We start from the raw sequence: 24,968 nt of genomic DNA on the forward strand, positions 1-24,968 counted from the left end.
GTTGCGCTGCCGGCTGTTGCGCTGCGGGAGCCTGCGTGGCGTGCTGCGTGGTGGCAGTCTCAGGAGCCGTAGCCGGGGCCTTCGCAGAGTGGTCCTTTGCGTCCGATTCGCTGGTTGGTTCCTCGCGCTGAGGCGTGGGGGTCGCGGGCGAGGCACCGGCCCTGGAAGGGGCAGCAGCTGCAGGTACAGACTCCCCCGCTGCCTTCGCGTCTGCTGAATGCACGACGGCGGGTGCTTCCGGTCCCGTCGACGGCCAAGTTCCAGTGTTGCCAGTTCCAGGGGTGCCACTGTCGGGGGTGCCAGTTCCAGGGGTGCCAGTTCCAGGGGTGCCGGTTCCATAGGTGGCTGGCGGCGCGAAGGGGCTCGGCCCGGCGGGTGTGCCCCCGCCCGGGGCGTTGGAGGAAGCAGGGACGGCCGCCGCAGCGGGTGGCTGGTATCCGGACGTCGAACCAGACGTGCTGCCGCCCGTCGGTTTGGGAGCTTTGGGGGCTTTGGGAGCAGCCGGTTTGCGGCTGGGTACTGCTGCTTCGCGGGCAACAACGTGGGCCGGCGTTTCAGCACGCCCCTTGAAGTCGGCTGAGAGCCACGGCAGATGCGGCGCCAGGACCGTGGCGGCCAGCAGGCCTACTGAACCCACCAGGCCCAGCAGAACGCTGCCGTTGAACGAGTTGGCAATGGTGAGGAAGAACAGTGGGAAAGCGAAGGAAGCCGTGACGGACGCGAACTGGTCAACGGACAGTGACCCGACGCGGACGATGGTGCCAGGCTGCAATCTGCGGGCGACGAAGAGCGCCACCACCACCAACGGGAGGATGATGCCCAGCAACAGGAAAAACAGGTTTCCAAGGTTCCAGAGGTTGTAGCGCGCTCCGAACATGGGGAGCAGGGACGCGACGAACATCAGGAGCGTGGAGCCGAAGACAGTAAGGTCCCGGATAGTGAATGGCCCGGCTACGGTGTCGTACTTGGCAATACCGTTCCTGGCCGTGTCACCGGTAACCGATCCATTCTTGGCGGGGGGTGCGATGTTTTCCGGCGCAGGATTCCCAGCAGCGTTGCCGCCAGGAGCGGCGGCCGTTCCAGCCGTGGTGTCCGGTCCCGTCGGTTGTGAGTCGTGCGGGCCTGGGCTCAGCTGGTTCATCTATTTCTCCTTCGTACGGCGGCGCCTTGGACAGTCCGGCCCGGTGATGTCCGCGGGATTCCGCGGCCAAACCGGACACGCCAGAAGATGCGTCCCAAGACTTCTTCAGCCTATGCCACCCCACTGACAGGGTTCTAGCTGAAAACGGTCATCCAGCTTCGCCCACAGCAAACTCCAAGGTCGCTTACAGGAATGCCCACGGGCATCAGCGCGAACAGCGGTGCAGCACGTGCCGCCGTCGTCGTCATGTAAACGGTTCCCCAGCGCACCAGCCGCCATTCGGCGCTAAAACTGCGCCGCTCGCTGCCGCATTTGTGACCACGCACACGTAGGACCTCTCGAAGCGATAGTGTTGATGGCGGACAGCACTCTGCGGACCTTCGGCTGGTCCCGCTCGACGCTCGAAGACGGCTCGAGGGTGGACCTGATGGCAGGATCCGCGCAGCAAAGATCGATGAATGATGAGGTTCACCATGTCCCAGGACACCACCGGATCCACGGCCACCGCTGCAGCTTCAACGGCTCACAACGGACAGGCCCCGCACGTAGAGGCCCTTGAAAACCTCCTGCACGAGAACCGCAAGTTCGCTCCATCGGCAGACTTCGCCGCGAACTCGGTAACAAGCGCTGACGCCTATGGAGAAGCGGAGGCGGACCGCCCCGCGTTCTGGGCCAAGCAGGCGCGGGAGCTGCTGACCTGGGACAAGGACTTTACGGAAGCCTTGGATTGGTCCAACCCGCCGTTCGCCAAGTGGTTCGTCGGTGGCGAGATCAACGCTGCGTACAACGCACTGGACCGGCACGTGGAGAACGGCTTGGGCGACCGTGTTGCCATCTACTTCGAAGGTGAGCCCGGCGATACCCGCACCTACACCTATGCACAGCTGACCGAAGAGGTGAAGAAGGCCGCCAACGCCTTCGAGACCCTCGGCGTGGCCAAGGGCGACCGCGTGGCCGTCTACCTGCCCATGATCCCTGAGGCCGTCATCACGCTCCTTGCTTGCGCCAGGATCGGGGCCGTGCACTCGGTGGTGTTCGGTGGTTTCTCCGCGGATGCCCTTCGTTCCCGCATCGAGGACGCCGAAGCCAAGCTCGTGGTCACCGCCGATGGCACGTACCGCCGCGGCAAGCCCAGTGCATTGAAGCCGGCCGTTGACGAAGCCCTCTCCAAGCCCGGTCATACGGTCCAGAACGTCGTGGTGGTCAAGCGCAACGGCGAGGACGTCAACTGGGTGGAAGGCCGAGATCTCTGGTGGTCCGACACCGTCGACAAGGCATCCAACGAGCACACCGCCGTCGGGCATGACTCCGAGCACCCGCTGTTCATCCTCTACACCTCCGGCACCACCGGCAAGCCCAAGGGCATCCTGCACACCACCGGCGGCTACCTCACCCAGGGCGCCTACACCCACAAGGCCGTGTTCGACCTCCACCCGGAAACGGACGTGTACTGGTGCACCGCCGACGTCGGATGGGTCACCGGCCACTCCTACGTCACCTACGCACCGCTCATCAACGGCGCCACCCAGGTCATGTACGAAGGCACCCCGGACTCCCCGCACCAGGGCCGCTGGTGGGAAATCGTGGAAAAGTACAAGGTCTCCATCCTCTACACCGCCCCCACCGCGATCCGGACGTTCATGAAGTGGGGCCGGGACATCCCGGACAAGTACGACCTCTCCTCCATCCGCGTCCTCGGCTCCGTGGGCGAATCCATCAACCCCGAAGCATGGATGTGGTATCGGGACGTCATCGGCGGCAACGCCGGCAAGAATGGCGAGAAGAAGGACAACCCCGCACCGATCGTTGACACCTGGTGGCAGACCGAAACCGGTGCGCAGATGATCGCCCCGCTGCCCGGCGTGACCGCCACCAAGCCCGGCTCGGCCCAGGTCCCGCTGCCCGGCATCGCCGTGGACGTGGTGGACGAAAACGGCCAGTCCGTGGCCAACGGCGAAGGCGGCTACCTGGTGGTCCGCGAACCGTGGCCCTCCATGCTGCGCGGCATTTGGGGCGACCCGGAACGGTTCAAGGACACCTACTGGTCCCGCTTCGAGGCCATGTACTTCGCCGGCGACGGCGCCAAAAAGGACGAAGACGGCGACGTCTGGCTCCTGGGCCGCGTGGACGACGTCATGAACGTCTCCGGCCACCGCCTCTCCACCACCGAAATCGAATCCGCCCTCGTCAGCCACCCGTCCGTCGCCGAAGCAGCCGTCGTAGGCGCCGCTGACGAAACCACCGGCCAGGCCGTCGTCGCGTTCGTCATCCTCCGCGGTGACGCCGTGAACAACGGCGACGAAACCGTCCTGGCACTGCGGAACCACGTGGGCAAGGAAATCGGCCCCATCGCCAAGCCCAAGCAGCTGCTGATCGTGCCGGAACTTCCCAAAACCCGTTCCGGCAAGATCGTCCGCCGCCTCCTCAAAGACATCGCAGAAGGCCGCGACACCGGCGACGCCACCACCCTGGCAGACCCCGGCATCATGCAGCAGATCGCCGAATCGCTCCGTAAGTAGGCAATTCACAACGGCGCCGCCCACCTCCCGGGGTGAGCGGCGCCGTCGTGCGTTCAGCCACTTGGGCGATGCCGCCGCGTCTGCCTTCCGCGCTGCGGGAGCCACGCGTCCTAGACTGGACCCAGACTCAGCCCCACGTTTGACGAGGTTCCCAGAAAGGCCCTGATGCTTCAGGCAGCACGCCACTCCGCCATCATCGATGCCGTCCAGCGCGAACGCGTCGTACGGGTCTCGGACCTCGCGCAACTGCTGGGCGTCTCCCCCATGACCGTGCGCCGCGATATCGAAGCGCTCGAGGAAACCGGACGTGTGGAGCGCATCCACGGCGGCGCCAAGCTGCCCGGCGATGCGAGCACCCATGAACCCGGCTTCGAACTCAAGTCCACGCAGCTCACGGACGAAAAGCACGCGATCGCCGTCGAAGCAGCCACGATGGTCCAGGAAGGCATGGCGATCGGCCTCAGCGCCGGCACCACCACGTGGGCCTTGGCCAAGGAACTCGTCAACGGGCCGCGCATCACCGTGGTGACCAACTCGGTGCGGATCGCGGACCTGTTCCACCACGGCGCTTCATCGGGCCCGGCCCGCTTCGGCTCCACCGTGATCCTGATCGGCGGCGAGCGCACGCCGTCGGATGCGTTGGTGGGTCCCATCGCCACGGCTTCCCTCAAGCAGCTCCACCTGGACGTCCTCTTCCTGGGTGTTCACGGCATGGACGCGCAGGCTGGTTTCACCACGCCGAACCTGCTCGAAGCCGAGACCGACCGCGCTTTCATGGCATCTGCGCGGAGCACCGTAGTCCTTGCCGATCACAGCAAGTGGGGCGTGGTGGGCATTGCCTCGATCGCGCAGTTGGAAGAGGCCGACGAGCTCATCACGGACTCGCTCCTTGGCGACGATGCGCGCCGGGTGCTGGCCGAGAACGTAGCAAGGCTGAGGATCGCAGGGGCGTAACTTCTCATACCTTGGGTGGACCCCGGCTCGCGGAGTTCAGCCAGTGGACTGACGCGGCCGGATAGGGCGGTTCGGGATGCTGGATCTATGAACGCCATCCTCCACGCTCAGCAGCTCACCAAGCATTACCCAGGCAGCATCGCCCTGGACCACGTCGACTTCATTGCGAACGCCGGTGAATCCATTGCGATCATCGGGCCGTCAGGTTCCGGCAAGACCACCCTTCTGCATTGCCTCGCCGGGATTTTGAGGCCCGACGCCGGCACCATCACCCTCAGCACTCCCACGGCGCCTTTGCGTTTGGACACCTTGGGCGACGCTGCGCTGTCCCGCCTGCGCCGCGAGGAGTTCGGTTTCGTCTTCCAGCAGGGCATGCTCCTGCCGGAGCTGACGGCCGTGGAGAACGTGGCCTTGGCGCTCATGCTGAACGGCACCGATCGCGCTACGTCCGAGTCCCGCGCAGCCGAGTGGCTGGGGGCCCTGGGCCTGGCGGGTATGGAACAGCGCAGGCTGGGCGAGCTCTCCGGCGGGCAGGTCCAGCGTGTTGCCATTGCCCGCGCCCAGGTCACCGGCGCCAGGGTTGTGTTTGCCGATGAGCCCACGGGCGCCTTGGATTCGGCAACGTCCAACGAAGTGTTGGATGTGCTGCTTCGCTCCGTTGCAGCCAACGGGCGTACCTTGCTGGTGGTGACGCACGACCCCAATGTGGCGGCCCGATGCCAGCGTGTGGTGGAGCTGCGTGATGGTCGGATCGTGGCCGACAGCGGCAGCGCGGTTGCCGCTCCCGCCCAGCCAGCTCCTGCAACCACCAGCTTCAAGGGTGCCTTCAATGTCTAGCCTCAGCATGGCCCTGCGCCTCACCCCGTACCTTGCGCGAAGTAGTGGCAGCAGCCTCCGCGAAACCGGCCTTCGCGACGCCGGGCTGCCCATCCTGGCTTTCGGAACGGTCACCGCGCTGCTCCTCACCGTGGCCGGTGGATCACAGGTTTTCTGGTCCTGGTCAGACGACATCGCCGGCACCTACCAAGCCCTGGCCGTCGTCGCGATGGTCCTTCTCGTCATCCCGCTGCTGACGCTCGGCGCCTCGGCCGCACGACTGGCCGCCCGCCGTCGTGATGACCGCTTGGCATCCTTGCGCCTGTTGGGCGCGAACAGCGCAACAGTGGTCTGGATGACCGTCATTGAGTCCACCGTCCTGGCAGCTGTAGGCGCGGTGGCGGGGGCGGGACTGTACGCCTGCATGGCTCCGTTCCTGGGGCTGATCCAGTTCCGTGGCCAGGCGATCGGGAGCCACGCATGGTTGTCCGTGCCCTCCATCCTGGGCTGCATCCTGGCGGTCTGCGTCCTTGCCGCGGCGAGCGCGGCGTTGGGCCTGCGGAAGGTTGTGGTGACGCCTTTGGGCGTCCGGACCAGGCAAACGGCCGACGGCGTGCATTGGGTTCGTGGACTCATCGCGGCTGTGGTGGTGGTGATCGGAGTGGTGGCGATGGGGATGCTGAGCAGCTTTGGCGCGTTCATTGTGATCATCGCGGTGATGGGTGGCTGCTTCGGTTTGGCACTGCTCGCGCTGAACCTCATGGGCCCTTGGATCCTGAAGCTGCGTGCGTCTTCACAGCTCAAACGCGCCAAGAAACCCGAGCACCTGCTGGCTGCAAGGACCGTGTTGGAGAGTCCCAAGGAATCGTGGCGGCAAGTTGGGGGCGTCGCGATGACCAGCTTTGTGGGTGTCTTCGTCGGGGTGGGCATGGCCGTGGCCGACACCATGGGAGGCAGTGCCGGGGACGAAACCGCCTTGCTGGTCCGGGACATCAATACCGGCGTGATGATCACGCTGCTGGGTTCGTTCCTGATGGTGGCATGCTCAGCCGGAGTGAACCAAGCTGCGGCAGTCCTTGACCGGGCCTCGACGCTGGTGGCCCTGGACCGGGTGGGAATGCCGCGGAAACTGATGGTGGCGGCACGGGTGAAGGCGGTGATGTCGCCGCTGTTCCTGGTGGCCGGAGTCTCTGCGGCCGCTGCCGCCGTCCTCGTCCTGCCGCTGACGGGCGCCGTGCTGTTGACCCAGCCTGTGGTGTTCCTGACCATTGGCGGGGTGTTCGCGGCCGGTTTCCTGCTGGTCCGGCTGGCGGTTGCGGCCGGCACCGCGCAGATCGGCCAGGTGCTGGCCCGCCCGGAGCGCTACGCCAGCATGGACTCGTAGCCCCCACTGCCCGCGCAGCCCCACACTGCCCGCGCCGAGGTGGCATTTGATGACAGTGTTTGCATCAAACATTGTCATCAAATGCCACCTCGGCGGAGCTACTTACAGCCGCACGACTGCCGGATGATCAGCTCGGTGGGGAGGATGTGGTGCTGGAGTTCCTCTCCGCGGTCCTTGCCCACCAGGGCTCGCACCGCCGCCTCGGCCATGGCTTGGACCGGCTGCGCCACAGTGGTCAGGGCAGGCCAGCTGTATTCGGCATCGAGCGAGCCGTCAAAGGACACCAATGCCATATCGTCAGGCACCCGGACCCCTGCTTCATGGAAGGCTCGCAGAATTCCAATGGCCTGCATGTCGTTGCTGGCAAAGATCGCGGTGGGCCGATTGGCCATGGCGAGGAAGCGCTTGCCAACCTCGTAACCGCCTGGCCGGGTGAAGGGGCCGTGCAGCATGGGGCCATCAGGCAATCCGGCGTCACGCAGGGTGGCCAGCCACCCCACCTCGCGGCCGTCCAACTGGTTCCCGGTGTTGGTGCCGATCGCCAGGCCAATGTTGGTGTGTCCGTGCCCGATCAGGTGCTCCACGGCGGCCCGCGCCCCGGCTTCCAGATCCACACCGACGCTGGCGAAACCCGGCGGCGATCCTGCGTTGTTCAGCAGAACAGCGGGGATCTCGGAGGCTTCCAACTCGGTGACATCGGGGTCGAACACGCAACTGGCAAGGAACACGCCATCCACTTGGCGTGCGGCCAGCGTGCGGATGTTCTTGCGTTCACGGGTCAGGCTCCCGTCCGAGTTGGTCAGCACCATCCCGTAACCCAGTTCCGATGCAGCCTCCTCCACGGCATGGGCCAAGTGGGTGAAGAAGGGGTTGGTGTTGTCCGGCACCACTACCCCGATGGTTTCGCTGGAGCCCAGTTTCAAGGCACGTGCTGCGGCGTTGGGGCGGTAGCCGAGGATCCGGATGGCATCGCGCACTTTGGCTTCCGTTGCCGGCGCAACGTTCTTGGGTCCACCGTTCACTACATAGCTCACGACGGCGGTACTCACCCCGGCGTACCGGGCCACGTCTTTGCGTGTTACCGGGCCGCGCGGAGTTTGTACTGCTGTTGTCGTCATGAGGTAAATGCTAGCTAGTCGGCAGGAGCATCACCGAAGTCGCGGATGGGAAGACGCTCACCGCCGCGGAGGGCAGACTCGTGGGCGATGATTCCGGGAAGGGTGAAGCGGGCGGCCACCCAAGCGTTGACCGGCGGGAGGCTGCGGTTGTTCACGGCCGTCACGAAGTCGTCCACCAGGAATTGGTGGCTGCCCTCGTGTCCATTGGGCGCTCCCAGGAATTCCTGTGGGAGCCGTGACTGGTCGTGCACAGGTGCCAGTCCTGAGATGAAGGCATCGCGCAGTTCCGGGGCCACGTCGGCAAGGGATGGATCATCAGCGGACATGGTCGGCTTGGTTTCCACCTGCTCGGATACGTCCTCCACGGAGGACTTGTCCTGCCACACCGTGGTGGTTGCCAGTTGCTCAAAGCTGGCTTCGGTGCCGAAGAAACGGAAGCGCGACTCCCGGATGTGCGAGGGGTAGCCCACGCGGCGCATCTCGTTGGTCCGCATCGCACCGCCGTCGTTCATTTCGAACAGTGCCGTCGCGTTGGAGAAGTCATTGGAGAACATGCTGACGTCTTTGTCGAAGACGCCGTCGCCGCGGTGATCCTTGACGCCAATGCAGCTGACGCTGACCGCGTGGCCCGGAACAGCACCCAGGACGCCGCCGATGGCGTGCGTCGGATAGAGCATGGGCGGGTAGCTGGCGGTCTCCTTCCACCGTTCCCCGCCGCTGTACTGGTAGGCCTCGTAGAAACCGAGGTCCATGTCATGGACGTAGTCGCCCTCGGTGTAAAAGATCCGACCGAATTTGCCGGCCTGGTGCTGCTGCCGGGCGAAGACGGTGGCGGGGTTGTAGTAGCTGGTCTCGCCCATGGCGTAGACCAGTTTCGTCTCGCGGACGGCCTCGATGATGCGCTCGATCTCTTCTTCGGAGATGGCCATGGGAACCGCTGAGTAGACGTGCTTTCCGGCCCGAAGGGCCTGCTCAACCAAGGGGCCATGAGTCCACCGCTGCGTGAAGATGGCGACAGCATCGACGTCGGACTCCAGCAGTTCCTCAAAGCTGCCGAGGACGCCATCCAAGCCCCAGCGCTCCCGCACTGCGGCGGCCCGTTCAGGGAGCTCGTCCACTGCGTAGACCTCGCTGACACCGGGGTGGAGCTTGAACAGGTGGGCGAACTGGCTGCCGAACTGTCCGGCGCCCACAACACCTATCGAAAACGTCATTGTTTACCTTTCCTGGGGCCACGGGTGCAGCCGTTTGTTTGTCGCATGACACGTACGGACGAGTTTCGCATCACGATCTACACGAGTCAACAGAAACAACATTTCTGAACATTTTTCATCAAAATCTTGCGCCAGCTCTTGCCAAGTCAAAATCTACTCGTGTAGATTCGCCTCCAGTTGTTACCAGCATCACTCCCACGAAAGGGTCGACGATGACCACGCTTACCAAGCAACCGGACCCGGGGCTCTCCGCCAGGGCACCGCGGAAGTCCCGGAAGCGGGGAAAACCATCCGACGGATTCCGCGGCATCGGAGACCTGAAGGTCGCGCTCTTCTTCATCGCTCCAGCGATGGTCGGATTGATCCTCTTCTACCTCGTCCCCACCATCAGGGGCATCTACCTCAGCTTCACCGAATACAGCATCCTGGGCGACCCGGAATGGATCGGCGCACGGAACTACGAACGCATAGCCAAGGATCCGCTTTTCTGGAACGCCCTGGGCGTCACGGCGGAATACGTGGTGATCAACATTGTCCTTCAGACGGCGTTGGCCCTGGGCCTTGCAATCCTGATGCACCGCGTCGCAAAGTCGACCCTTATCCGCGGCGCGCTCCTGATGCCGTACCTGATGGCTAACGTCATCGCGGCGCTGCTGTGGTTCTGGATGCTGGACTACCAGATCGGCATCATCAACCAGATCATCGAATGGACCGGACTGCCTCGCGTAGCCTTCTTCGGCAGTGAGCAATGGGCCATCCCCACCCAAGCACTCATCAACACTTGGCGCCACATGGGCTACACAGCCCTCCTGATCTTCGCCGGACTCCAGGCCATCCCGAACAGCGTCTACGAGGCCGCCAGCATCGACGGTTCCAAGGCCATGAACACTTTCTGGCGGATCACCCTCCCGCTGCTGCGACCCGTTCTGGTACTGGTCCTGGTAGTAACCGTGATCGGTTCCTTCCAGGTTTTCGACACCGTTGCGGTCACCACGGCCGGCGGTCCCGTCAACGCCACCCGCGTGCTGCAGTTCTACATCTACCAGCGCGCCTTCAACGAACAGGACTTCGGTTACGGATCCGCCCTGGCCGTCATCCTCTTCCTCATCCTCGCCATCGTCGCTTTTATCCAGATGAAATTCCTCCGCGGCAACCAGTCGGACCTGGACTAAGGACACGCCATGACCACTTTCACCTCACCCACGAACACCGGCCGCCGTCGCCCGTTCAGCCGCCCCTTCAACTGGCGCCGCGCCATCGCCCTGACCCTCCTCACTCTTGCGATCGCCGTCAGCATCCTGCCCTTCTACTGGGTGCTGCGCACGGCCCTGTCCTCCAACGGCTCCCTCGCCGCGAACTCCGCCAACCTGCTCCCGGCCGACTTCAACCTGGGCGCGTTCAAGCGGGTCTTCGGCCTCCAGAGTGCCTCCGAAGCCATCGCAGAAGGAGGCTCGGGCGCTTCGATCAGCTTCTGGCAGTACCTGTGGAACTCGCTGCTCTTCTCCGGCATCACCACAGCCTGTGCGGTGTTCTTCAGCTCAATGGCCGCCTATGCTTTCTCCCGCCTGCGGTGGAAGGGGCGCGACGCGGTCTTCTCCCTGTTCCTTGCCACCATGCTGGTTCCGCCGATCTTCACCGCCTTGCCCAATTTCCTGCTCATCAAGAACCTGGGCCTGCTGAATTCCATGCTCGGCCTCGTGCTGCCATACCTCTTCATGACCCCGTTCGCGATCTTCTTCATGCGCCAGTTCTTCCTGAACATGTCCAGGGAAGTTGAAGAAGCTGCAATGCTCGACGGCGCCAAGCACTGGCGGATCTTCTTCCAAATCATCATGCCCAACGCCGCAGCCCCGATCGCGACCTTGGCGCTGCTGACCTTCATGGGTCAGTGGAACGAATACTTCTGGCCCCTGCTCGTAGGCACTTCCGAGGAATCCCGGGTGCTCACTGTGGGACTGGGAGTCTTCAAATCCCAGTCCCCGCAAGGCGCGCCGGACTGGTCCGGGCTTATGGCCGCAACGCTCGTGTCCGCCACGCCCGTTCTGATCCTCTTCGCCATCTTCGGCAAACGGATCGTCAACTCCATCGGCTTTAACGGCACCAAATAACTTTCTCCACCTCCCCTCACGCGGAAACCGGCATATGTCGGCACGCACCCATCCCGTCCTGAAAGGACCAACCATGATGAACAAGAAGGCAATCGGCGCCGTCGCCGTCGCAGCTGCCGCCGTCCTCGCACTGTCCTCCTGCTCGGGCGGAAACTCCGGAGGCAGCTCTGGCGGAGACTCTGCCAAGGGTGAGATCAACTACTGGCTCTGGGACGCCAACCAGCTCCCCGCCTACCAGCAGTGCGCCACCGACTTCACCAAAGCCAACCCGGACATCACCGTCAAGATCACCCAGACCGGTTGGGACGACTATTGGTCCAAGCTCACCAACGGCATGGCCTCCGGCACTGCACCGGACGTCTTTACGGACCACCTGTCCAAGTACCCGGACTTCCTCAAGACCAAGCAGCTGGTGGCCTTGGATGACGCCATCACGAAGGACAACGTGGACCTTTCCCAGTACAACGAGGGTCTGGCGGACCTCTGGGTGGGCCAGGACGGCAAGCGCTACGGCCTGCCCAAAGACTGGGACACCGTGGCACTGTTCTACAACCAGAAGATGGCCGCCGACGCCGGCATCACCCCGGAACAGATGGGCTCCCTGACCTGGAACGCGCAGGACGGCGGTACATACGAGAAGGCAATTGCCCACCTCACGGTCGATAAGAACGGCAAACGCGGCGACGAAGCCGGCTTCGACAAGGACAATGTTGCCGTTTACGGCTTGGGCCTGCCGGGCTCCGATGCCGAGAACGCCGGCCAGACGCAGTGGAGCTACCTGTCCGCCACCACTGGCTGGACCACCACAGACAAGAACCCGTGGGGCACCCACTTCAACTACGACGACAAGAAGCTCCAGGACACCATCGACTGGTGGGCCTCGCTCGCCGCGAAGGGCTACATGCCCAAGCTTGAAACCACCGTTGGCGCCAACGCCGCCGACAGCTTCGGCGCAGGCAAGGCCGCCATCAACAGCAATGGCTCATGGATGATCGGCCAGTACACCAGCTACAAGGGCATCGACCTCGGCATCGCCCCCACACCCCAGGGCCCCGAAGGCAAGCGCGCCTCCATGTTCAATGGCCTGGCCGATTCCGTGTGGGCCGGTACCAAGAAGAAGGACGCCGCCATCAAGTGGGTGGAATACCTTGGCTCCGCCGCTTGCCAGGACGTCGTGGCCTCAAAGGCCGTCGTGTTCCCGGCCATCACCACTTCCTCCGAGAAGGCCGCAGACGCCTTCAAGGCCAAGAACGTAGACGTCAGCGCCTTCACCCAGCATGTGAAGGACAAGACCACCTTCATGCTCCCGATCACGGACAACGCCTCCAAGGTTGCTGGAATCATGAAACCAGCTGTGGACGCGGTGATCGCCGGCAAGGCCCCGGCCAGTTCGCTGACAGCCGCCAACGAGCAAGTCAACGCGCTCTTCGCGAAGTAATAACCACCCTCCCGTTGTGGGGCCCGCTCTGCGCACTCTGACGCCCCTCAGGCGCGCAGAACGGGCCTCACAACTCTTTCGTCCAGGGCCCGAAGCCCACCCCAGCTGAAAGTGACTCAACAACATGCACCCGCTCCATCTCCGTTCCGCAGGTACCAGCCTGGTGATCAGCACCCATCGCGGAGAGGCTGAGATAACCCACTGGGGAGCAGACCTGGGCGAGACCCTGCCGGACCTGTCCATCCTTAACGAGCCCATCCCGCCGTCCTCCATCGACGCCAACGTTCCTGCCGGGCTCCTCCCTCAGGCATCTTCGTCATGGCAGGGCCGCCGCGGTCTGCGTGGGCACCGCATCACCGACGGTGTACCCGGCTTTGATTTCTCAGCACGCCTTCGCGTGGTGAGTGCGACGACGGACGGCACCACCGCCGTCGTGCTTCAATCGGACCCCGACGCCGGCATCACGGTGACCAGCAACCTCACCTTGCATCCGGGCGGGCTTCTGGAACTCAGGCATACGGCCACCAACGATGGCACGTCGCCGTTCCAGGTGGACGAATTGGCCACCATGCTCCCGGTGGCGCCGGACGCCGTCGAACTTTTGGACCTGACGGGGCGCTGGTGCCGTGAGCGGCACCCGCAGCGACGGGCGATCCAGCAAGGAACCTGGGTCCGCACCGGCCGCCACGGCCGCACAGGCCATGATTCGTCGTTGCTTCTTGCGGCCGGGACCGCGGGCTTTGGCAACCGTCACGGCAAGGTCTGGGCCACGCACCTGGCGTGGAGCGGCAATCATGAGCAGTTCGCGGACAACGTAGCCGACGGCCGCACGATGGTGGGTGGCTCGGAGTTGCTGGGACCGGCCGAAGTGGTGCTGCAGCCGGGTGAAAGCTACACCACTCCTGCACTGTTTGCTGCCTATTCAGATCGGGGCTTGGATGGGATCACGGAGGCGTTCTACAGCTGGTTCCGCTCGCGGCCGAACCATCTGGTCAAGCCGCGCCCAGTGGTCCTCAACACCTGGGAAGCGGTCTACTTCGACCACGATCTGGACACGCTGATCGAACTGGCCGAGTCGGCTGCGGACCTTGGGGTCGAACGTTTCGTGCTCGACGACGGCTGGTTCCGGGGGCGTCGATCCGACAACGCCGGTCTGGGCGACTGGTACGTGGACGAGACCATCTGGCCCGACGGCCTGACTCCACTCATCGACGCCGTAACGTCCCGCGGCATGGAGTTCGGCCTGTGGGTGGAACCGGAAATGGTGAACGTTGATTCGGACGTTGCCAGAGCGCATCCCGAGTGGATCGTTGGCCCTTCCGCTGCTTCGTACAAGGACGGCGGCCGGCTTCCGTTGGAGTGGCGGCAGCAGCACGTCATAGACCTGGTCAACCCGGAAGCGTGGCAATACATCTACGACCGGATCGACACCCTTCTGCGTGAAAACACCATCAGCTACCTTAAATGGGACCAGAACCGCGACCTTCTGGAGCATGGTCATGCCGGGCGCGCCTCGGTCCATGAGCAGACCTTGGCCGCCTACCGATTGTTCGATGCCCTCCGCGCGGCCCACCCGGGTGTCGAGATCGAGAGCTGCTCCTCCGGTGGCGCGCGCGTGGACCTCGGAATCCTGGAACGGACCGACCGGGTGTGGGCTTCGGATTGCAACGATGCCCTGGAGCGCCAAACCATCCAACGCTGGACCGGAATGGTGGTCCCCCCGGAGCTGGTGGGCGGCCACATCGGCCCCACCACCTCACACACCACGGCCCGCACGCACGATCTGTCATTCCGCGCCATCACGGCCTTGTTCGGTCACTTCGGCTTGGAGTGGGATGTCCGCGAGGTCCAGGGCGCCGAGCGCGAGGAACTCAAGCGCTTCATCGTTTTGTACAAGGAGCACCGCGGGCTGATCCACAGTGGACGGATGGTGCGCTCCGATGTACCGGACGAGTCGCTGATGGTGCACGGCGTAGTTGCGGAGACTTCGGCGCCCGGTGAAACAGCTGCACTTTTCGCCGTGGTGAAGACCCGCACAGGCTTCGCCGAACACGTGGGGCGGGTGGCCATTCCGGGGCTCGATCCCGCATGTTTGTACCGTGTGGAGGCGATCTTCCCCTCGCCGGGCGACGCCGACTACGGGCACGCGTTCATTGAGGCCAAGCCGGCACCGTGGTTGGCTTCCGGGGCAGAGGCTACCGGACGTTTCCTGGGCGAAGTGGGGCTTCCCATGCCCGTCCTGCACCCCGAGCACGCCATCCTGCTGCGGCTCACCGCCCTCTGACCGTCTCTCACATCCCGAGCGTTTCCGGGGAACCGTCTCTCACATTCCGACGGTTCCCCGAGAACGCTCCGGCACTTCTAGACCGCGTCAGCCAGGTAATCGATGGCCAGCTTGTAGCCGAGCACGCCAGCGCCCACGATGATCGCGTTGCAAACGCCCGACAGGTAAGAGTGGTGACGGAATTCTTCGCGCTGGTGGACGTTGGTGATGTGAACCTCGACGGCGGGCAACTGCACGGCTGCGAGGGCGTCACGAAGTGCCACTGATGTATGCGTGTAGGCGCCGGCGTTGATCACTATTCCGACGGCGGTGCCGCGCGCCGCGTGGATGGCGTCGAGCAGGTCGCCTTCGTGGTTCGACTGCACGCAGTCAACGGTGAAGCCGTGGGCTGCGGCCGCGGTCATGGCGAGTTGCTCCACGTCAGCCAACGTGGATGTCCCGTACTTCTCAGGTTCGCGGGTGCCCAACAGATTCAAGTTGGGGCCGTTGATCACAAGGATGGTGCCGCGACCGGCTTCGGTGGCGGGAGAGGCTTCAGTCATGGCTCCCAATCTATAGCTGTGAGAGAGCGTCCGGGAATTGCGCCCATAAAGTGAGAGAGGGTGCCCCGAAAACAGTCACGATGTGAGAGAGCGATGGCTACTTACGGGTGCACTGGCCTGCGGAGACGGAGGCGCTAAGGCCCGGAGCCTGCGCGGCTACCGGTTCCAGGTCCGCCATGGTGAGCGCGAAACCCAGTGCGGCATCGGTGGTGGTCTTGGCGAAGATCAGGCCAGCCACTTGGCCCTGCATGGTCAGCAGCGGTCCGCCGGAGTTGCCCGGCTGAACATCACCGGCCAGCTTGTAGACCAGCTCCGGCGAAGGGTTGTTGCCATAGATATCCGGCACCAGGATGGTGGAAATCCCCTGGACAGTTGCCGGCTTTGACTGGAACGGGCCGCCGTGCGGATAGCCGGCGAAAGCCGCGGAGCTGCCCGCGGGCAGGTCTGCGCTCAACGGCAGCGGGTTGGACTGCAGTCCGTCCACCGCCAGGACTGCGATGTCCCGCTGGGAGTCGAAGTAAACCACGCGACCCGGCAACGCACCGCCGTCGGGAACCTCCACAACAGGCTGCGACACCCCCGCCACGACGTGCGCATTGGTCACGACGCGCCCGGGCGAAACCACAAATCCGGAACCCGTCTGGTTTTGGCCGCATTCAAACGCAGTGCCTGCGATCTTAAGGACCGAATCGGCCGCCTGGTTCAACGCAGGAGTGTCGGTTGACTCATTGGGGACCGGCACTGGAGTCACGGGCCCGATGCCTTCAATGAGCTTGGGAATCCCGTCGCCAATGACTGTGGAGCGCAGTTGCGCCATGGTGCTCTTGACCGGCGTGGGCGTCAGGTTATCGATGGAGCGAATAACGCGCGACTCCGCCAGTTGCTGTGAAACGAACGGCACACCCAGCGAACTGACGCTGAATGCCAGCATGGACATCACCAGCGCTGCCACAACCACACTCACCACGCCACCGATCAACCGATCAACTGCGTGCAGTGGCTTGATCCGCACAGCGTGGCGGATTTTGCGGCCAATCATGGTTCCCAGCCCATGACCAACGGCAATAAGCACGACGGCGGCCCCCACCGTGGCGGTCAGCCTCCAGCCGCTGTCGGTCACCCAACCGCTGACGAGCGGTACGGCCATGAACGCCGCAATGGCTCCGACCACGAATCCTGCAATTCCACCCAAGGTGACCATAAAGCCGTTGCGCAGGCCATAGATCAGGTAGGACAGCAGCATCAAGATCAATGCCAAATCCAATATCGTCAAGCCAAACACCAATGCTCCTCATAGCCGGGTAGCGCCAATTGTAGTTGTGGACCCTGACAGCGAACCGTTAGTCCCATCACGCCGAAACACCCCGTTCCCGCCGATTCGAGGCCAATAAGGGGCCTGGAACGCCCCAAACCCGCGCCGTTTCAGCGTTTCACGTGCCAAGTACGTCACAGAAGCTCAAAAATTCTGAAACAATGGCTGGAGCGCCACGACCGAAACTTATATTCAGGAGATTTCATGGACATCGAGGTATTGCGCCGCGCACCCCTCTTCGCCACCCTTGACGACGACGCATTCCGCCTGCTGACGGACGAACTCACCGAGGTGGATCTTTCACGTGGAGCTTCGGTTTTCCGCGAAGGCGACCAGGGTGACCAGCTCTACTTCATCGTTTCCGGCAAGGTGAAGCTCGGCCGCACCTCCCCCGATGGCCGCGAGTCCCTGCTGGCTATCCTCGGCCCGGGTGAGCTCTTCGGCGAGATGGCATTGTTCGACCCCAGCCCGCGCACCGCCACGGCCACGGCCGTATCGGAAACCCGCCTGGCCGGCCTCAAGAACGAAAGCCTCAACGCACTGCTCCGCACGCGTCCCGAGGTTTCCGCGCAGCTGCTGCAGGCACTTGCCCGCCGCCTGCGCCGCACCAACGACTCCCTGTCCGACCTCGTCTTCTCGGATGTCCCCGGCCGCGTGGCCAAGGCCCTCCTGGACCTGGCAGACCGCTTCGGCCGCCCCGCCACCGACGGCGTGCTGGTTGCCCACGAGCTCACCCAGGAAGAGCTGGCCCAGCTGGTCGGCGCTTCCCGCGAGACCGTGAACAAGGCACTGGCCGAGTTCGTGCAGCGCGGTTGGCTGCGCCTGGAAGCCCGCGCCGTGGTGATCCTCGACATGCAGCGCCTCCGCCAGCGCTCCCGCTAAGTCGCTTTGTAAAAAAGCCGCCCCGGTATTCACCGGGGCGGCTTTTTTGTGGGTAGCTTGCCGGAAGTTCCTCCGCGGCGCGTTCCTACTCAGCGCGCAGCGTTGCGAAGAATGCTCGAATGTCGCCGGCAACAAGCGATGGCACTTCCAAGGCAGCGAAGTGTCCGCCTTTCTCGAACCGACTCCAGTGCACGATGTTTGAATTGTCGCGCTCGGCGAAGACTCGGATCGTCTGGAAGTCGTCCTTGAAGACTGCGACCCCCGTGGGCGCAGTATTTACTTGCGGCTCGGCCTGCGTGCGTGCGTTGTCGAAATAACTCCGGCTCATCCCCGCCGCCGCGTTTGCGAACCAGTTCACGCTGACTTCGGTGAGGATCGTCTCCAGCGGCACCAGCGAGGTGCCGTTTCCGAAAGAGTTGAACAGCTCGCTGTAGGCCAGCAGCCCCACAGGCGAGTCACTCAGTCCCACGGATACCGTCTGCGGCCGACTCGCGTTCATGGTGTTGTAGCCCCCGACGGATTGGAACCACTCCATGTGCGCCAGCCCTGCATAGTCCTGCGGTTCCAGCCGTTCAAACTCGCCAGGGTCGCCCGACGGGAAGGAGAAGAGCTGCAAGACGTGGAGGCCGAGGAATCCGTCCGGGTTCAGGAGTCCGAGCTCCCGGGCCACCATTGCTCCGTTATCGGAGCCATGAATTCCGTAGTGGGTGTAGCCAAGGCCGCGCATCAGGGCGTCATAGGCGCGCGCCACGCGTGCTGTGGTCCACCCCGTCTCATTCACCGGCTGAGAAAATCCGAAACCGGGGGCATCCGGGATCACCACGTCAAAAGCGTCTTCGGCCCGGCCACCGTAGGGCACGGGGTCGGTGAGTTCGTCGATCATGTCCAGGTAGTCGACGGATGAGCCGGGGTAGGTGTGGGCCAGGAGAAGCGGCGTGGCTCCCGGATGTGGTGATCGCACGTGGATGAAGTGGAACCGCTGTCCATCGATTTCAGTGGTGAAGTGGGGTACGGCGTTGATGCGCGCTTCGTGGGCACGCCAGTCAAAGCTGGTAGTCCATGCGTCCACCGCCTCGCGAAGATAGGAGTTGGGGGTCCCTGCATCCCAATCGTCAACAGGCGCTGTTTGGGGCAGGCGGGTCCGGGACAGGCGTTCCATCAGGTCGTCAAGTTCGGCCTGGGCAACGTCGATGCGGAAGGGGCGGATATCGATGTTCGTTTTCGTGATGTTCATCATGCCAACGACGATATTGTTGATATAGGAACCATTCCTTCCTAATGGAAGCAGGAATCCATAACTATGTCTTCCACAGCTGAACGCCTCTTGGCCCTCCTGTCCGTTCTGCAGGCAAGACCAGATTGGACAGGTGCCGAACTCGCCGCCCGCCTCGACGTGTCCACACGCACTGTGCGCAAGGATGTGGACCGGCTGCGGGAGCTCGGCTATCCGGTGGACGCGACGCGCGGGGCCGCCGGCGGCTATCGACTGGGTGCCGGCGGGAAACTCCCTCCGCTCCTGCTCGACGATGAGGAGGCGGTGGCCGTCGCAATCGGCCTGCGGACCGCAGCAGGCATTGCGGGCGTCGCCGAATCCAGCGCCCGTGCCCTGGCCAAACTCGAGCAAGTGCTGCCGTCGCGTCTGCGACCAACCCTGGCGGCGCTCTCCAACGTAGACCGTGCTCCCGAGAACAACGGGACCGATGCACCCGATCCCGAAGTAGCCCACTCGGTCCTGGCCGCAATCGCAGCAGCTATCAACGACGTCGAGTGGTTCCGGTTCGACGATCGCGGAACCTCCAGGCTGGTGGAACCGTATCGCCTGCTGAGTTGGGAACGGCGATGGTACTTGGTTGGGCGTGATCCAACATCGGGTGAGTGGGAAGTTTTCCGCGCGGATTGGATTGAGCCGCGAATGCGGACCTGGCGACGGTTCTCCCCGGTCCCCCTCCCTGGAGGCGACTACACCGCCTTCGCGATGCGCTCCATCGCGGCGAGCGGCTGGAAGGTCCACGCGCGTCTCCGGATCGCCGCACCCGCTGAGGCGGTACTCGCACGAATCAACCACGCGGTTGGGGTAGTTGAGTCGATTTCGGATACTGAGTCAGTGCTGGTCACCGGTGCCGACAGTTTGGAAACCATCGCCGCGTACATCGGCATGCTGGGCATGGATTTCACCGTGGAGTCGCCGGCGGCTTTGGTACCTCACCTGCGGCATCTGGCGCACGTCTATCTCCGGGCGGCGAACGGCGATAGGGTTCAGCATCCCGACGGGATGTGAGAGAGCGACCCGTAAAACCCGACGGGACGTGAGAGAGCGTCGGGATTGTTCCGCGGCTTAGCGCTCCCGCTGGGGTTCGCCGGCGACGGTTCGGGCGGCTTCGACCTCGAGCATCAGGATTCCGCCTTCGTCAACGAGCTTCGCTTGGTACACGTGTGCTTTGCGCTTGTAGCTCAGGTAAGCGATGCAGCCGTTCGCGGCAGACATTTTTTCGAGCATGATCTCGGAGCCAGGCACCAAGAGTTGGCCCAGGGTGAGGCCTGCCGTATTCGCCTGGCCTATTTCGTCCCCCAGCGCAGGGGTATCACGGAGGGCTATCGCCTCGGCGGCGCACACCCAGCGGCCCCAGACTCCCTTGCTTCCCAGAATGGAGGGCTGCTGGTTCACGGGGACGGTGGCGGCGAAGTAACGGGTATTGAAACGGGTGTGTGCGAAGTCCGGGCTGAGCCAGTTGACCAAGGGTTTCAGGAGGTCGGTGCGGAGGGACAGTCCACGCTTGGCCAGCATCTCCGTGAAGGACTTTTCCTGGGCTGCGACGGCTTCGCGGGCCCGCATCCAATCCACCGTGGAGTTTGCCTCAACCGTGGAGGAAGCGTCGGGCCCTGCGAGCAGGACGCCGGTTTCTTCGAAGAGTTCGCGGATGGCGCCCACCACGTGACGGCGGGCGAGTCCGACGTCGTCCGTTCCCATCTGCTCAGCCCAATACTGGGGTGAGGGGCCCAACCAACCGACGGGGTCGTCGTCGGAAGGGTCCAGGGAGCCGCCCGGGAACGCGACGACGCCCAACGGCGAGGAGCCTGGCCTGTAACCAAGCCAGGTCTCCAAGCCGGTGGGCGAATCGCGCAACAGCACGACTGAGGATGCGTAGCGGGCGGTCCGTGGGGTCCGCTCGCCGAGCTCAAGCCAGTTCTGTGCTGCCCCTTCGAGTTCGGGAGGCAGTACAAACAGGCGGCGGGCAAGCTGCGGCAATTGGGTGAACCGGTTCCTTAGCTGAATTCAGCAATGAGCTCGACCTCTACGGGAGAGTCGAGCGGCAGGACAGAAACGCCGACGGCGGAGCGTGCGTGCTTGCCGGCGTCGCCAAAGACCTGGCCGAGGAGTTCGGACGCACCGTTGATGACACCGGGCTGGCCGGTGAACGTGGGCTCCGAGGAGACAAAGCCGACTACCTTGACAATGCGGGTGACACGGTCAAGATCGCCGATGACGCTCTTGACTGCTGCCAGGGCGTTGATGGCGCACAAGGCGGCGTAGCGCTTGGCGTCGGCGGGATCGACCGTGGGTTCGTCGGAAGCGCCCAACTCACCGAGCGATACCTTGCCCGTAGCTTCGAGTTTGCCATTAATAAAGGGCAGCTGACCGGACGTGTAAACGTAGTTGCCGGAGACGATGGCTGGCACGTAGTCAGCAACCGGAGCGGCGACCTCGGGGAGGGTCAGTCCGAGCTCCGCCAGACGCTGCTCAACAGCAGACGTGGGGGCGCCGGATTCCGCGGCAGACGTGGTTTCTGCGGGGGTTGTCATGGTTACTGCTTCTCCCTCTTCAGGTATGCGACAAGGCCTTTGCCATCGGGTCCACCGACGACCTGGACAAGCTCCCAGCCGTCCTCGCCCCACTGGTCCAGGATCTGCTTCGTGGCGTGAATAATGAGCGGAATCGTGGCGTACTCCCATTTGGTCATGACAGAAAGCCTAGCCCTTGCCGGTAAAGTGGAAAACATGGTGACTCGCAAGAACCCCATATTCGACACTGCCACCACCCTCGGAAAGATTCTAGGTTTCCTTGGCGTGAGTGCGATCTGTGGCGTCCTGGTAGCGGGCCTTCTGGTCCCCGCCGCGGCCGTTTCGGGCAGTGCCGCAAGTGGTTCAATTCAGTTCTTTGACACTCTGCCGGCGGAACTCCAGGTGGATCCGCCCAGCCAGAACACGACGATCCTGGCGAAAGACGGTTCGCCGATCGCCTCGATCTACGCGGAGAACCGCACCAAGGTTCCGCTGGACCAAATGAGCCCGTTCATCAAGGACGCTGTCATCGCCATCGAGGACAGCCGTTTTTATGAGCACGGCGGCATCGACACCACCGGCATCATGCGAGCACTGGTGAGCACCGCCCGCGGCAACAAGCAGGGCGCTTCCACCATCACCCAGCAATACGTCAACAACGTCATCAATGAGTCCCTGGTGGCGTCCGGCAAGAGTGAAGACGTCCTGCTTAACGGCGTCAACAAGGGCGTGGGCGACAAGCTCCGCGAAATGAAGCTGGCTATCGCCTTGGAGAAGAAGTTCTCCAAGGAACAGATCCTTGAGGGCTACCTCAACATCGTCTTCTTCAACCGTGACGCCTACGGCATTGAGGCTGCATCAAAGTTCTTCTTCAGCACCTCCGCCAAGGACCTGACACTTCCCCAGGCTGCACTGCTGGCCGGTCTGGTGAACAGCCCGTCGGCCTTCGATCCGATCGCGAACCCGGACAACGCGAAGAAACGTCGCGACCTGGTACTCGCCTCCATGGTTAATCAGGGCAAGATCACGCAGGCCCAGTACGACGAAGCCATTGCCACCCCTGTCACCACCAAGGTCACGCCGGCCCGCCAGGGCTGTGCTTACGCCACCATGGCGCCGTACTTCTGTGACTACGTGCTGCACCTGCTCTTCAACAACCCGGCTTACGGCGACACGCAGGAAGAGCGCGAGAAGCGGATCATGCGCGGCGGCCTCACCATTCGGACCACCTTGGATCCGACGGCCCAGACCGTAGCCCAACAGCAAGTGGATGCGACGGCGGGCGCCAACCCGGACAAGTGGGGCGCGTCCATCACCTCCGTCCAGCCGGGCACGGGCCAGATCGTCAGCATGGCCCAGAACACCGTCTGGTTGCCGCAAGAAGGCAAGTTCGACCAGACCCAGAACTTCAACGTGGACGTCCTCGATGCCAACGGCAACGACCTCAACGGTATTGGCGGCTTCCAGCCCGGCTCCACGATGAAGCCCTTCACGTTCGCCCAGTGGCTGAACGAGGGCAAGTCGATGAACCAGAACATCAACGCCAGCGTCCGAAAGTATGGCGTCAACTTCCCGTGGCGGAACACCTGTCCCACGCCCGTCAATGGCTTCTACGACAGGAACGTGGCCGGTAGCTTCGACCTTCAGAACTCTGATGAGGGCTACTACCGGAACATGACCGTCCTGTACGGCCTCATGAACTCCATCAACACCGCAACGTTTGCCTCCGCAGCCCAGGTTGATCTCTGTGGCATCCAAGGAATTGTGGACGCCACCGGAATCCACGGCGGATTGCCTGCACGTGACGACTCCGGCAAGATCACCGATCCGAACCCGCAGGTCCCCATGACCACGCTGTCCAACCTGATTGGTGCCACACAGACCGCGCCGCTGACCATGGCAGCTGCTTTCGCGACGTTCGCTGCCGATGGCAAGTACTGCGAGCCGATTGCCATAACCTCTGTGAAGGACCAGTCTGGCGCTGACCTGCCCGCACAGTCCTCCAACTGCAAGGATGCGGTCAAACCGGAAGTTGCCCGGGGTGTCGCCTACGCAATGCAGGAAGTGTTGAATGCGGGTTCGGGTTCGCTGATCCGGCCGGCGCTTTCCACACGCAACAACTTCCCGGTAGCTGCCAAGACCGGTACCAACGATTCCAACGGCTCCACCTGGGTGGTCGGTTACACCACCGGCCTTGCCACGGCATCCTGGTTCGGTGACCCGCTCGGTGACCAGCTCCGCCCGGGCCGCAACCTGACCGTCAACGGCAAGTTCTACCCGGCCATCGACGGTTACATGATTGCCGGCCCCCAGTTCACCAATTACATGTTGTCGGTGGCGCCCGCCTACGGAACCAACCCGTTCCAGCAGCCGCCTTCCAACCTGCTCGGAAATGCTGCGCCGCAGCGGAACACCGCGCCTGCGCCGACGACGCAGAATCCCCCGCCGGCTACCGGAAACGGCAACAACGGCAATGGAAACAATGGCAATAACGGCAACAACGATAAGGACTAAGCGTGTCCTTCCGTGATTCACTGGCAAACCGCGTCCGCACTGTCGGGCGCGGTTTCGCCGTCACTACGGCTATCGGCGCGACGGCGGGCGCGGCAGCAGCTGCCTATGGTTGGTGGGAAAAGGACCAGTTCGAGGTCCGCCACGAGACCCTGCCGATCCTCCCCGAGGGCTCGGCTCCGTTCCGCGTTCTGCACCTGAGCGATATCCACTTCGTTCCGGGTCAGGATAAGAAGGCTCAATGGCTCCAGTCGTTGGCAGGGCTGAAGCCAGATCTTGTGGTCAACACCGGCGATAACCTGAGCCACACCAAGGCCGTCGATCCCCTGATAGAGGCGCTGCGTCCGCTGCTGGACTTTCCGGGTGTCTTCGTACCGGGATCCAACGATTACTACGCTCCCAGGATCAAGAATCCGGCCGGGTACTTCCGTGGACCCTCAAAGCTCAAAACCGAACCCGTCAAGCTTGACTGGCCCAAGCTTCGGTCAGCTTTCGGGATGGGTGGCTGGATCGATCTGACCAACCGCGCCCAGTCCGTGGTACTCAACGGACTTCGATTCGATTTCTCCGGCGTCGATGACCCGCATCTGAAGCGGGAACGCTACGCAGGCTGGCCCCGCGGGACGGTTAACCAGGATGCCCGCCGCCACCTCAAGGTCGCTGTCATCCACGCTCCGTACCAGCGCGTGCTGGACCACTTCACCGAAGCTGGAGCAGACCTGATCATTGCCGGCCACACGCACGGCGGGCAGATCTGCATCCCGGGTTACGGCGCCCTCGTCTCCAATTGCGACCTCCCCACGTGGCGGGCCAAGGGCCTCCACGATTGGGAAAGCGATGGATTCACGACGCCGGTGAATGTCTCAGGCGGCATCGGCACCTCGCGCTTTGCGCCGGTGCGCATTGCCTGCCGTCCCGAAGCTGTGCTGCTGACCCTCACGACCCGCAGCTAAACAACCCGCAGC

At 63.6% G+C, this 24,968-nt stretch carries 21 protein-coding genes; 13 read left to right on the forward strand and 8 right to left on the reverse strand.

Going from position 1 to position 24,968, the window contains the following annotated elements; genetic code table 11:
* Window positions 1-231 precede the first annotated feature (231 nt).
* From ACR30Z_RS04530 to ACR30Z_RS04550, 5 genes are all read left to right on the forward strand, one after another.
* On the forward strand, window positions 232-570 hold the full coding sequence (locus ACR30Z_RS04530) for a pentapeptide repeat-containing protein (RefSeq protein ID WP_434371390.1): 339 nt from the start codon (window positions 232-234) through the stop codon (window positions 568-570).
* A 1,044-nt stretch (window positions 571-1,614) separates the two neighbouring features.
* Entirely contained in the window at window positions 1,615-3,660 is a 2,046-nt protein-coding gene (acs, locus tag ACR30Z_RS04535; RefSeq protein ID WP_434371391.1) for an acetate--CoA ligase, read from the forward strand.
* 165 nt (window positions 3,661-3,825) lie between these two features.
* Window positions 3,826-4,614 (forward strand): DeoR/GlpR family DNA-binding transcription regulator, encoded by a 789-nt coding sequence (locus ACR30Z_RS04540; protein WP_144653025.1) that lies wholly within the window; start codon window positions 3,826-3,828, stop codon window positions 4,612-4,614.
* Window positions 4,615-4,701: 87 nt separating this feature from the next.
* Window positions 4,702-5,451, forward strand: coding sequence for an ABC transporter ATP-binding protein (locus ACR30Z_RS04545; protein ID WP_144653026.1), 750 nt, complete (start codon window positions 4,702-4,704; stop codon window positions 5,449-5,451).
* A gap of 7 nt (window positions 5,452-5,458) precedes the next feature.
* Entirely contained in the window at window positions 5,459-6,814 is a 1,356-nt protein-coding gene (locus tag ACR30Z_RS04550) for an FtsX-like permease family protein (RefSeq protein WP_434371392.1), read from the forward strand.
* 98 nt (window positions 6,815-6,912) lie between these two features.
* Here the strand turns inward: ACR30Z_RS04550 and ACR30Z_RS04555 are convergent, their stop codons facing one another.
* Both ACR30Z_RS04555 and ACR30Z_RS04560 read right to left on the reverse strand, forming a co-directional pair.
* Complete coding sequence (locus ACR30Z_RS04555; protein WP_434371356.1) at window positions 6,913-7,932, reverse strand: LacI family DNA-binding transcriptional regulator; 1,020 nt, start codon at window positions 7,930-7,932, stop codon at window positions 6,913-6,915.
* A 14-nt stretch (window positions 7,933-7,946) separates the two neighbouring features.
* Window positions 7,947-9,146, reverse strand: coding sequence for a Gfo/Idh/MocA family protein (locus tag ACR30Z_RS04560; RefSeq protein WP_434371357.1), 1,200 nt, complete (start codon window positions 9,144-9,146; stop codon window positions 7,947-7,949).
* Between the two features lie 212 nt (window positions 9,147-9,358).
* Between ACR30Z_RS04560 and ACR30Z_RS04565 the strand changes: the two genes are divergently transcribed.
* The 4 genes from ACR30Z_RS04565 to ACR30Z_RS04580 all read left to right on the forward strand — a co-directional run bounded on the left by ACR30Z_RS04565 (window position 9,359) and on the right by ACR30Z_RS04580 (window position 14,976).
* Complete coding sequence (locus tag ACR30Z_RS04565; protein WP_434371358.1) at window positions 9,359-10,318, forward strand: carbohydrate ABC transporter permease; 960 nt, start codon at window positions 9,359-9,361, stop codon at window positions 10,316-10,318.
* A 9-nt stretch (window positions 10,319-10,327) separates the two neighbouring features.
* Window positions 10,328-11,254, forward strand: a complete 927-nt coding sequence (locus ACR30Z_RS04570; protein ID WP_434371359.1) for a carbohydrate ABC transporter permease — start codon at window positions 10,328-10,330, stop codon at window positions 11,252-11,254.
* Window positions 11,255-11,327: 73 nt separating this feature from the next.
* The gene (locus tag ACR30Z_RS04575; protein WP_434371360.1) at window positions 11,328-12,692 is read left to right on the forward strand and encodes an ABC transporter substrate-binding protein; all 1,365 of its coding nucleotides are present in this window, start codon (window positions 11,328-11,330) and stop codon (window positions 12,690-12,692) included.
* 124 nt (window positions 12,693-12,816) lie between these two features.
* The gene (locus tag ACR30Z_RS04580; protein WP_434371361.1) at window positions 12,817-14,976 is read left to right on the forward strand and encodes an alpha-galactosidase; all 2,160 of its coding nucleotides are present in this window, start codon (window positions 12,817-12,819) and stop codon (window positions 14,974-14,976) included.
* A 77-nt stretch (window positions 14,977-15,053) separates the two neighbouring features.
* Here ACR30Z_RS04580 and aroQ read toward each other — a convergent pair whose 3' ends face one another.
* Both aroQ and ACR30Z_RS04590 read right to left on the reverse strand, forming a co-directional pair.
* The gene (gene aroQ / locus ACR30Z_RS04585) at window positions 15,054-15,518 is read right to left on the reverse strand and encodes a type II 3-dehydroquinate dehydratase (protein ID WP_144653248.1); all 465 of its coding nucleotides are present in this window, start codon (window positions 15,516-15,518) and stop codon (window positions 15,054-15,056) included.
* Window positions 15,519-15,615: 97 nt separating this feature from the next.
* On the reverse strand, window positions 15,616-16,800 hold the full coding sequence (locus tag ACR30Z_RS04590; protein ID WP_434371362.1) for a MarP family serine protease: 1,185 nt from the start codon (window positions 16,798-16,800) through the stop codon (window positions 15,616-15,618).
* 234 nt (window positions 16,801-17,034) lie between these two features.
* Between ACR30Z_RS04590 and ACR30Z_RS04595 the strand changes: the two genes are divergently transcribed.
* Complete coding sequence (locus ACR30Z_RS04595) at window positions 17,035-17,712, forward strand: Crp/Fnr family transcriptional regulator (RefSeq protein WP_011775987.1); 678 nt, start codon at window positions 17,035-17,037, stop codon at window positions 17,710-17,712.
* Window positions 17,713-17,797: 85 nt separating this feature from the next.
* Here ACR30Z_RS04595 and ACR30Z_RS04600 read toward each other — a convergent pair whose 3' ends face one another.
* The gene (locus ACR30Z_RS04600; protein ID WP_434371393.1) at window positions 17,798-18,946 is read right to left on the reverse strand and encodes an epoxide hydrolase family protein; all 1,149 of its coding nucleotides are present in this window, start codon (window positions 18,944-18,946) and stop codon (window positions 17,798-17,800) included.
* A gap of 66 nt (window positions 18,947-19,012) precedes the next feature.
* Between ACR30Z_RS04600 and ACR30Z_RS04605 the strand changes: the two genes are divergently transcribed.
* Window positions 19,013-19,990, forward strand: a complete 978-nt coding sequence (locus tag ACR30Z_RS04605) for a helix-turn-helix transcriptional regulator (protein WP_144653251.1) — start codon at window positions 19,013-19,015, stop codon at window positions 19,988-19,990.
* Between the two features lie 57 nt (window positions 19,991-20,047).
* Here ACR30Z_RS04605 and ACR30Z_RS04610 read toward each other — a convergent pair whose 3' ends face one another.
* From ACR30Z_RS04610 to ACR30Z_RS04620, 3 genes are read right to left on the reverse strand one after another with little or no spacing between them, the layout of a single operon-like run.
* Window positions 20,048-20,959, reverse strand: a complete 912-nt coding sequence (locus ACR30Z_RS04610; RefSeq protein ID WP_434371363.1) for an NUDIX hydrolase — start codon at window positions 20,957-20,959, stop codon at window positions 20,048-20,050.
* A gap of 17 nt (window positions 20,960-20,976) precedes the next feature.
* A complete protein-coding gene (locus ACR30Z_RS04615) occupies window positions 20,977-21,513 on the reverse strand; it encodes a RidA family protein (RefSeq protein ID WP_144653253.1) in 537 nt (178 codons plus the stop codon).
* A 2-nt stretch (window positions 21,514-21,515) separates the two neighbouring features.
* A complete protein-coding gene (locus tag ACR30Z_RS04620) occupies window positions 21,516-21,671 on the reverse strand; it encodes a DUF4177 domain-containing protein (protein ID WP_011775990.1) in 156 nt (51 codons plus the stop codon).
* Between ACR30Z_RS04620 and ACR30Z_RS04625 the strand changes: the two genes are divergently transcribed.
* Together ACR30Z_RS04625 and ACR30Z_RS04630 are read left to right on the forward strand one after the other, a co-directional pair.
* Entirely contained in the window at window positions 21,670-24,006 is a 2,337-nt protein-coding gene (locus tag ACR30Z_RS04625) for a transglycosylase domain-containing protein (RefSeq protein ID WP_434371364.1), read from the forward strand. The two genes, ACR30Z_RS04620 and ACR30Z_RS04625, sit on opposite strands and share 2 nt — an antisense overlap.
* A gap of 2 nt (window positions 24,007-24,008) precedes the next feature.
* Entirely contained in the window at window positions 24,009-24,956 is a 948-nt protein-coding gene (locus ACR30Z_RS04630) for a metallophosphoesterase (protein WP_434371365.1), read from the forward strand.
* Window positions 24,957-24,968: the final 12 nt, after the last annotated feature.

The organism is Paenarthrobacter sp. FR1, from assembly GCF_051106045.1.
GTDB lineage: Bacteria > Actinomycetota > Actinomycetes > Actinomycetales > Micrococcaceae > Arthrobacter > Arthrobacter nitroguajacolicus_A.

Coding starts and splice junctions, on each gene's coding strand:
- ACR30Z_RS04605 (WP_144653251.1), top strand. CDS start 19,013: ATGTCTTCCACAGCTGAACGCCTCTTGGCCCTCCTGTCCGTTCTGCAG.
- ACR30Z_RS04625 (WP_434371364.1), top strand. CDS start 21,670: ATGACAGAAAGCCTAGCCCTTGCCGGTAAAGTGGAAAACATGGTGACT.
- ACR30Z_RS04615 (WP_144653253.1), bottom strand. CDS start 21,513: ATGACAACCCCCGCAGAAACCACGTCTGCCGCGGAATCCGGCGCCCCC.
- ACR30Z_RS04555 (WP_434371356.1), bottom strand. CDS start 7,932: ATGACGACAACAGCAGTACAAACTCCGCGCGGCCCGGTAACACGCAAA.
- ACR30Z_RS04565 (WP_434371358.1), top strand. CDS start 9,359: ATGACCACGCTTACCAAGCAACCGGACCCGGGGCTCTCCGCCAGGGCA.
- ACR30Z_RS04600 (WP_434371393.1), bottom strand. CDS start 18,946: ATGAACATCACGAAAACGAACATCGATATCCGCCCCTTCCGCATCGAC.
- ACR30Z_RS04580 (WP_434371361.1), top strand. CDS start 12,817: ATGCACCCGCTCCATCTCCGTTCCGCAGGTACCAGCCTGGTGATCAGC.
- ACR30Z_RS04545 (WP_144653026.1), top strand. CDS start 4,702: ATGAACGCCATCCTCCACGCTCAGCAGCTCACCAAGCATTACCCAGGC.
- aroQ (WP_144653248.1), bottom strand. CDS start 15,518: ATGACTGAAGCCTCTCCCGCCACCGAAGCCGGTCGCGGCACCATCCTT.
- ACR30Z_RS04570 (WP_434371359.1), top strand. CDS start 10,328: ATGACCACTTTCACCTCACCCACGAACACCGGCCGCCGTCGCCCGTTC.
- ACR30Z_RS04560 (WP_434371357.1), bottom strand. CDS start 9,146: ATGACGTTTTCGATAGGTGTTGTGGGCGCCGGACAGTTCGGCAGCCAG.
- ACR30Z_RS04595 (WP_011775987.1), top strand. CDS start 17,035: ATGGACATCGAGGTATTGCGCCGCGCACCCCTCTTCGCCACCCTTGAC.
- ACR30Z_RS04620 (WP_011775990.1), bottom strand. CDS start 21,671: ATGACCAAATGGGAGTACGCCACGATTCCGCTCATTATTCACGCCACG.
- ACR30Z_RS04550 (WP_434371392.1), top strand. CDS start 5,459: ATGGCCCTGCGCCTCACCCCGTACCTTGCGCGAAGTAGTGGCAGCAGC.
- ACR30Z_RS04540 (WP_144653025.1), top strand. CDS start 3,826: ATGCTTCAGGCAGCACGCCACTCCGCCATCATCGATGCCGTCCAGCGC.
- acs (WP_434371391.1), top strand. CDS start 1,615: ATGTCCCAGGACACCACCGGATCCACGGCCACCGCTGCAGCTTCAACG.
- ACR30Z_RS04575 (WP_434371360.1), top strand. CDS start 11,328: ATGATGAACAAGAAGGCAATCGGCGCCGTCGCCGTCGCAGCTGCCGCC.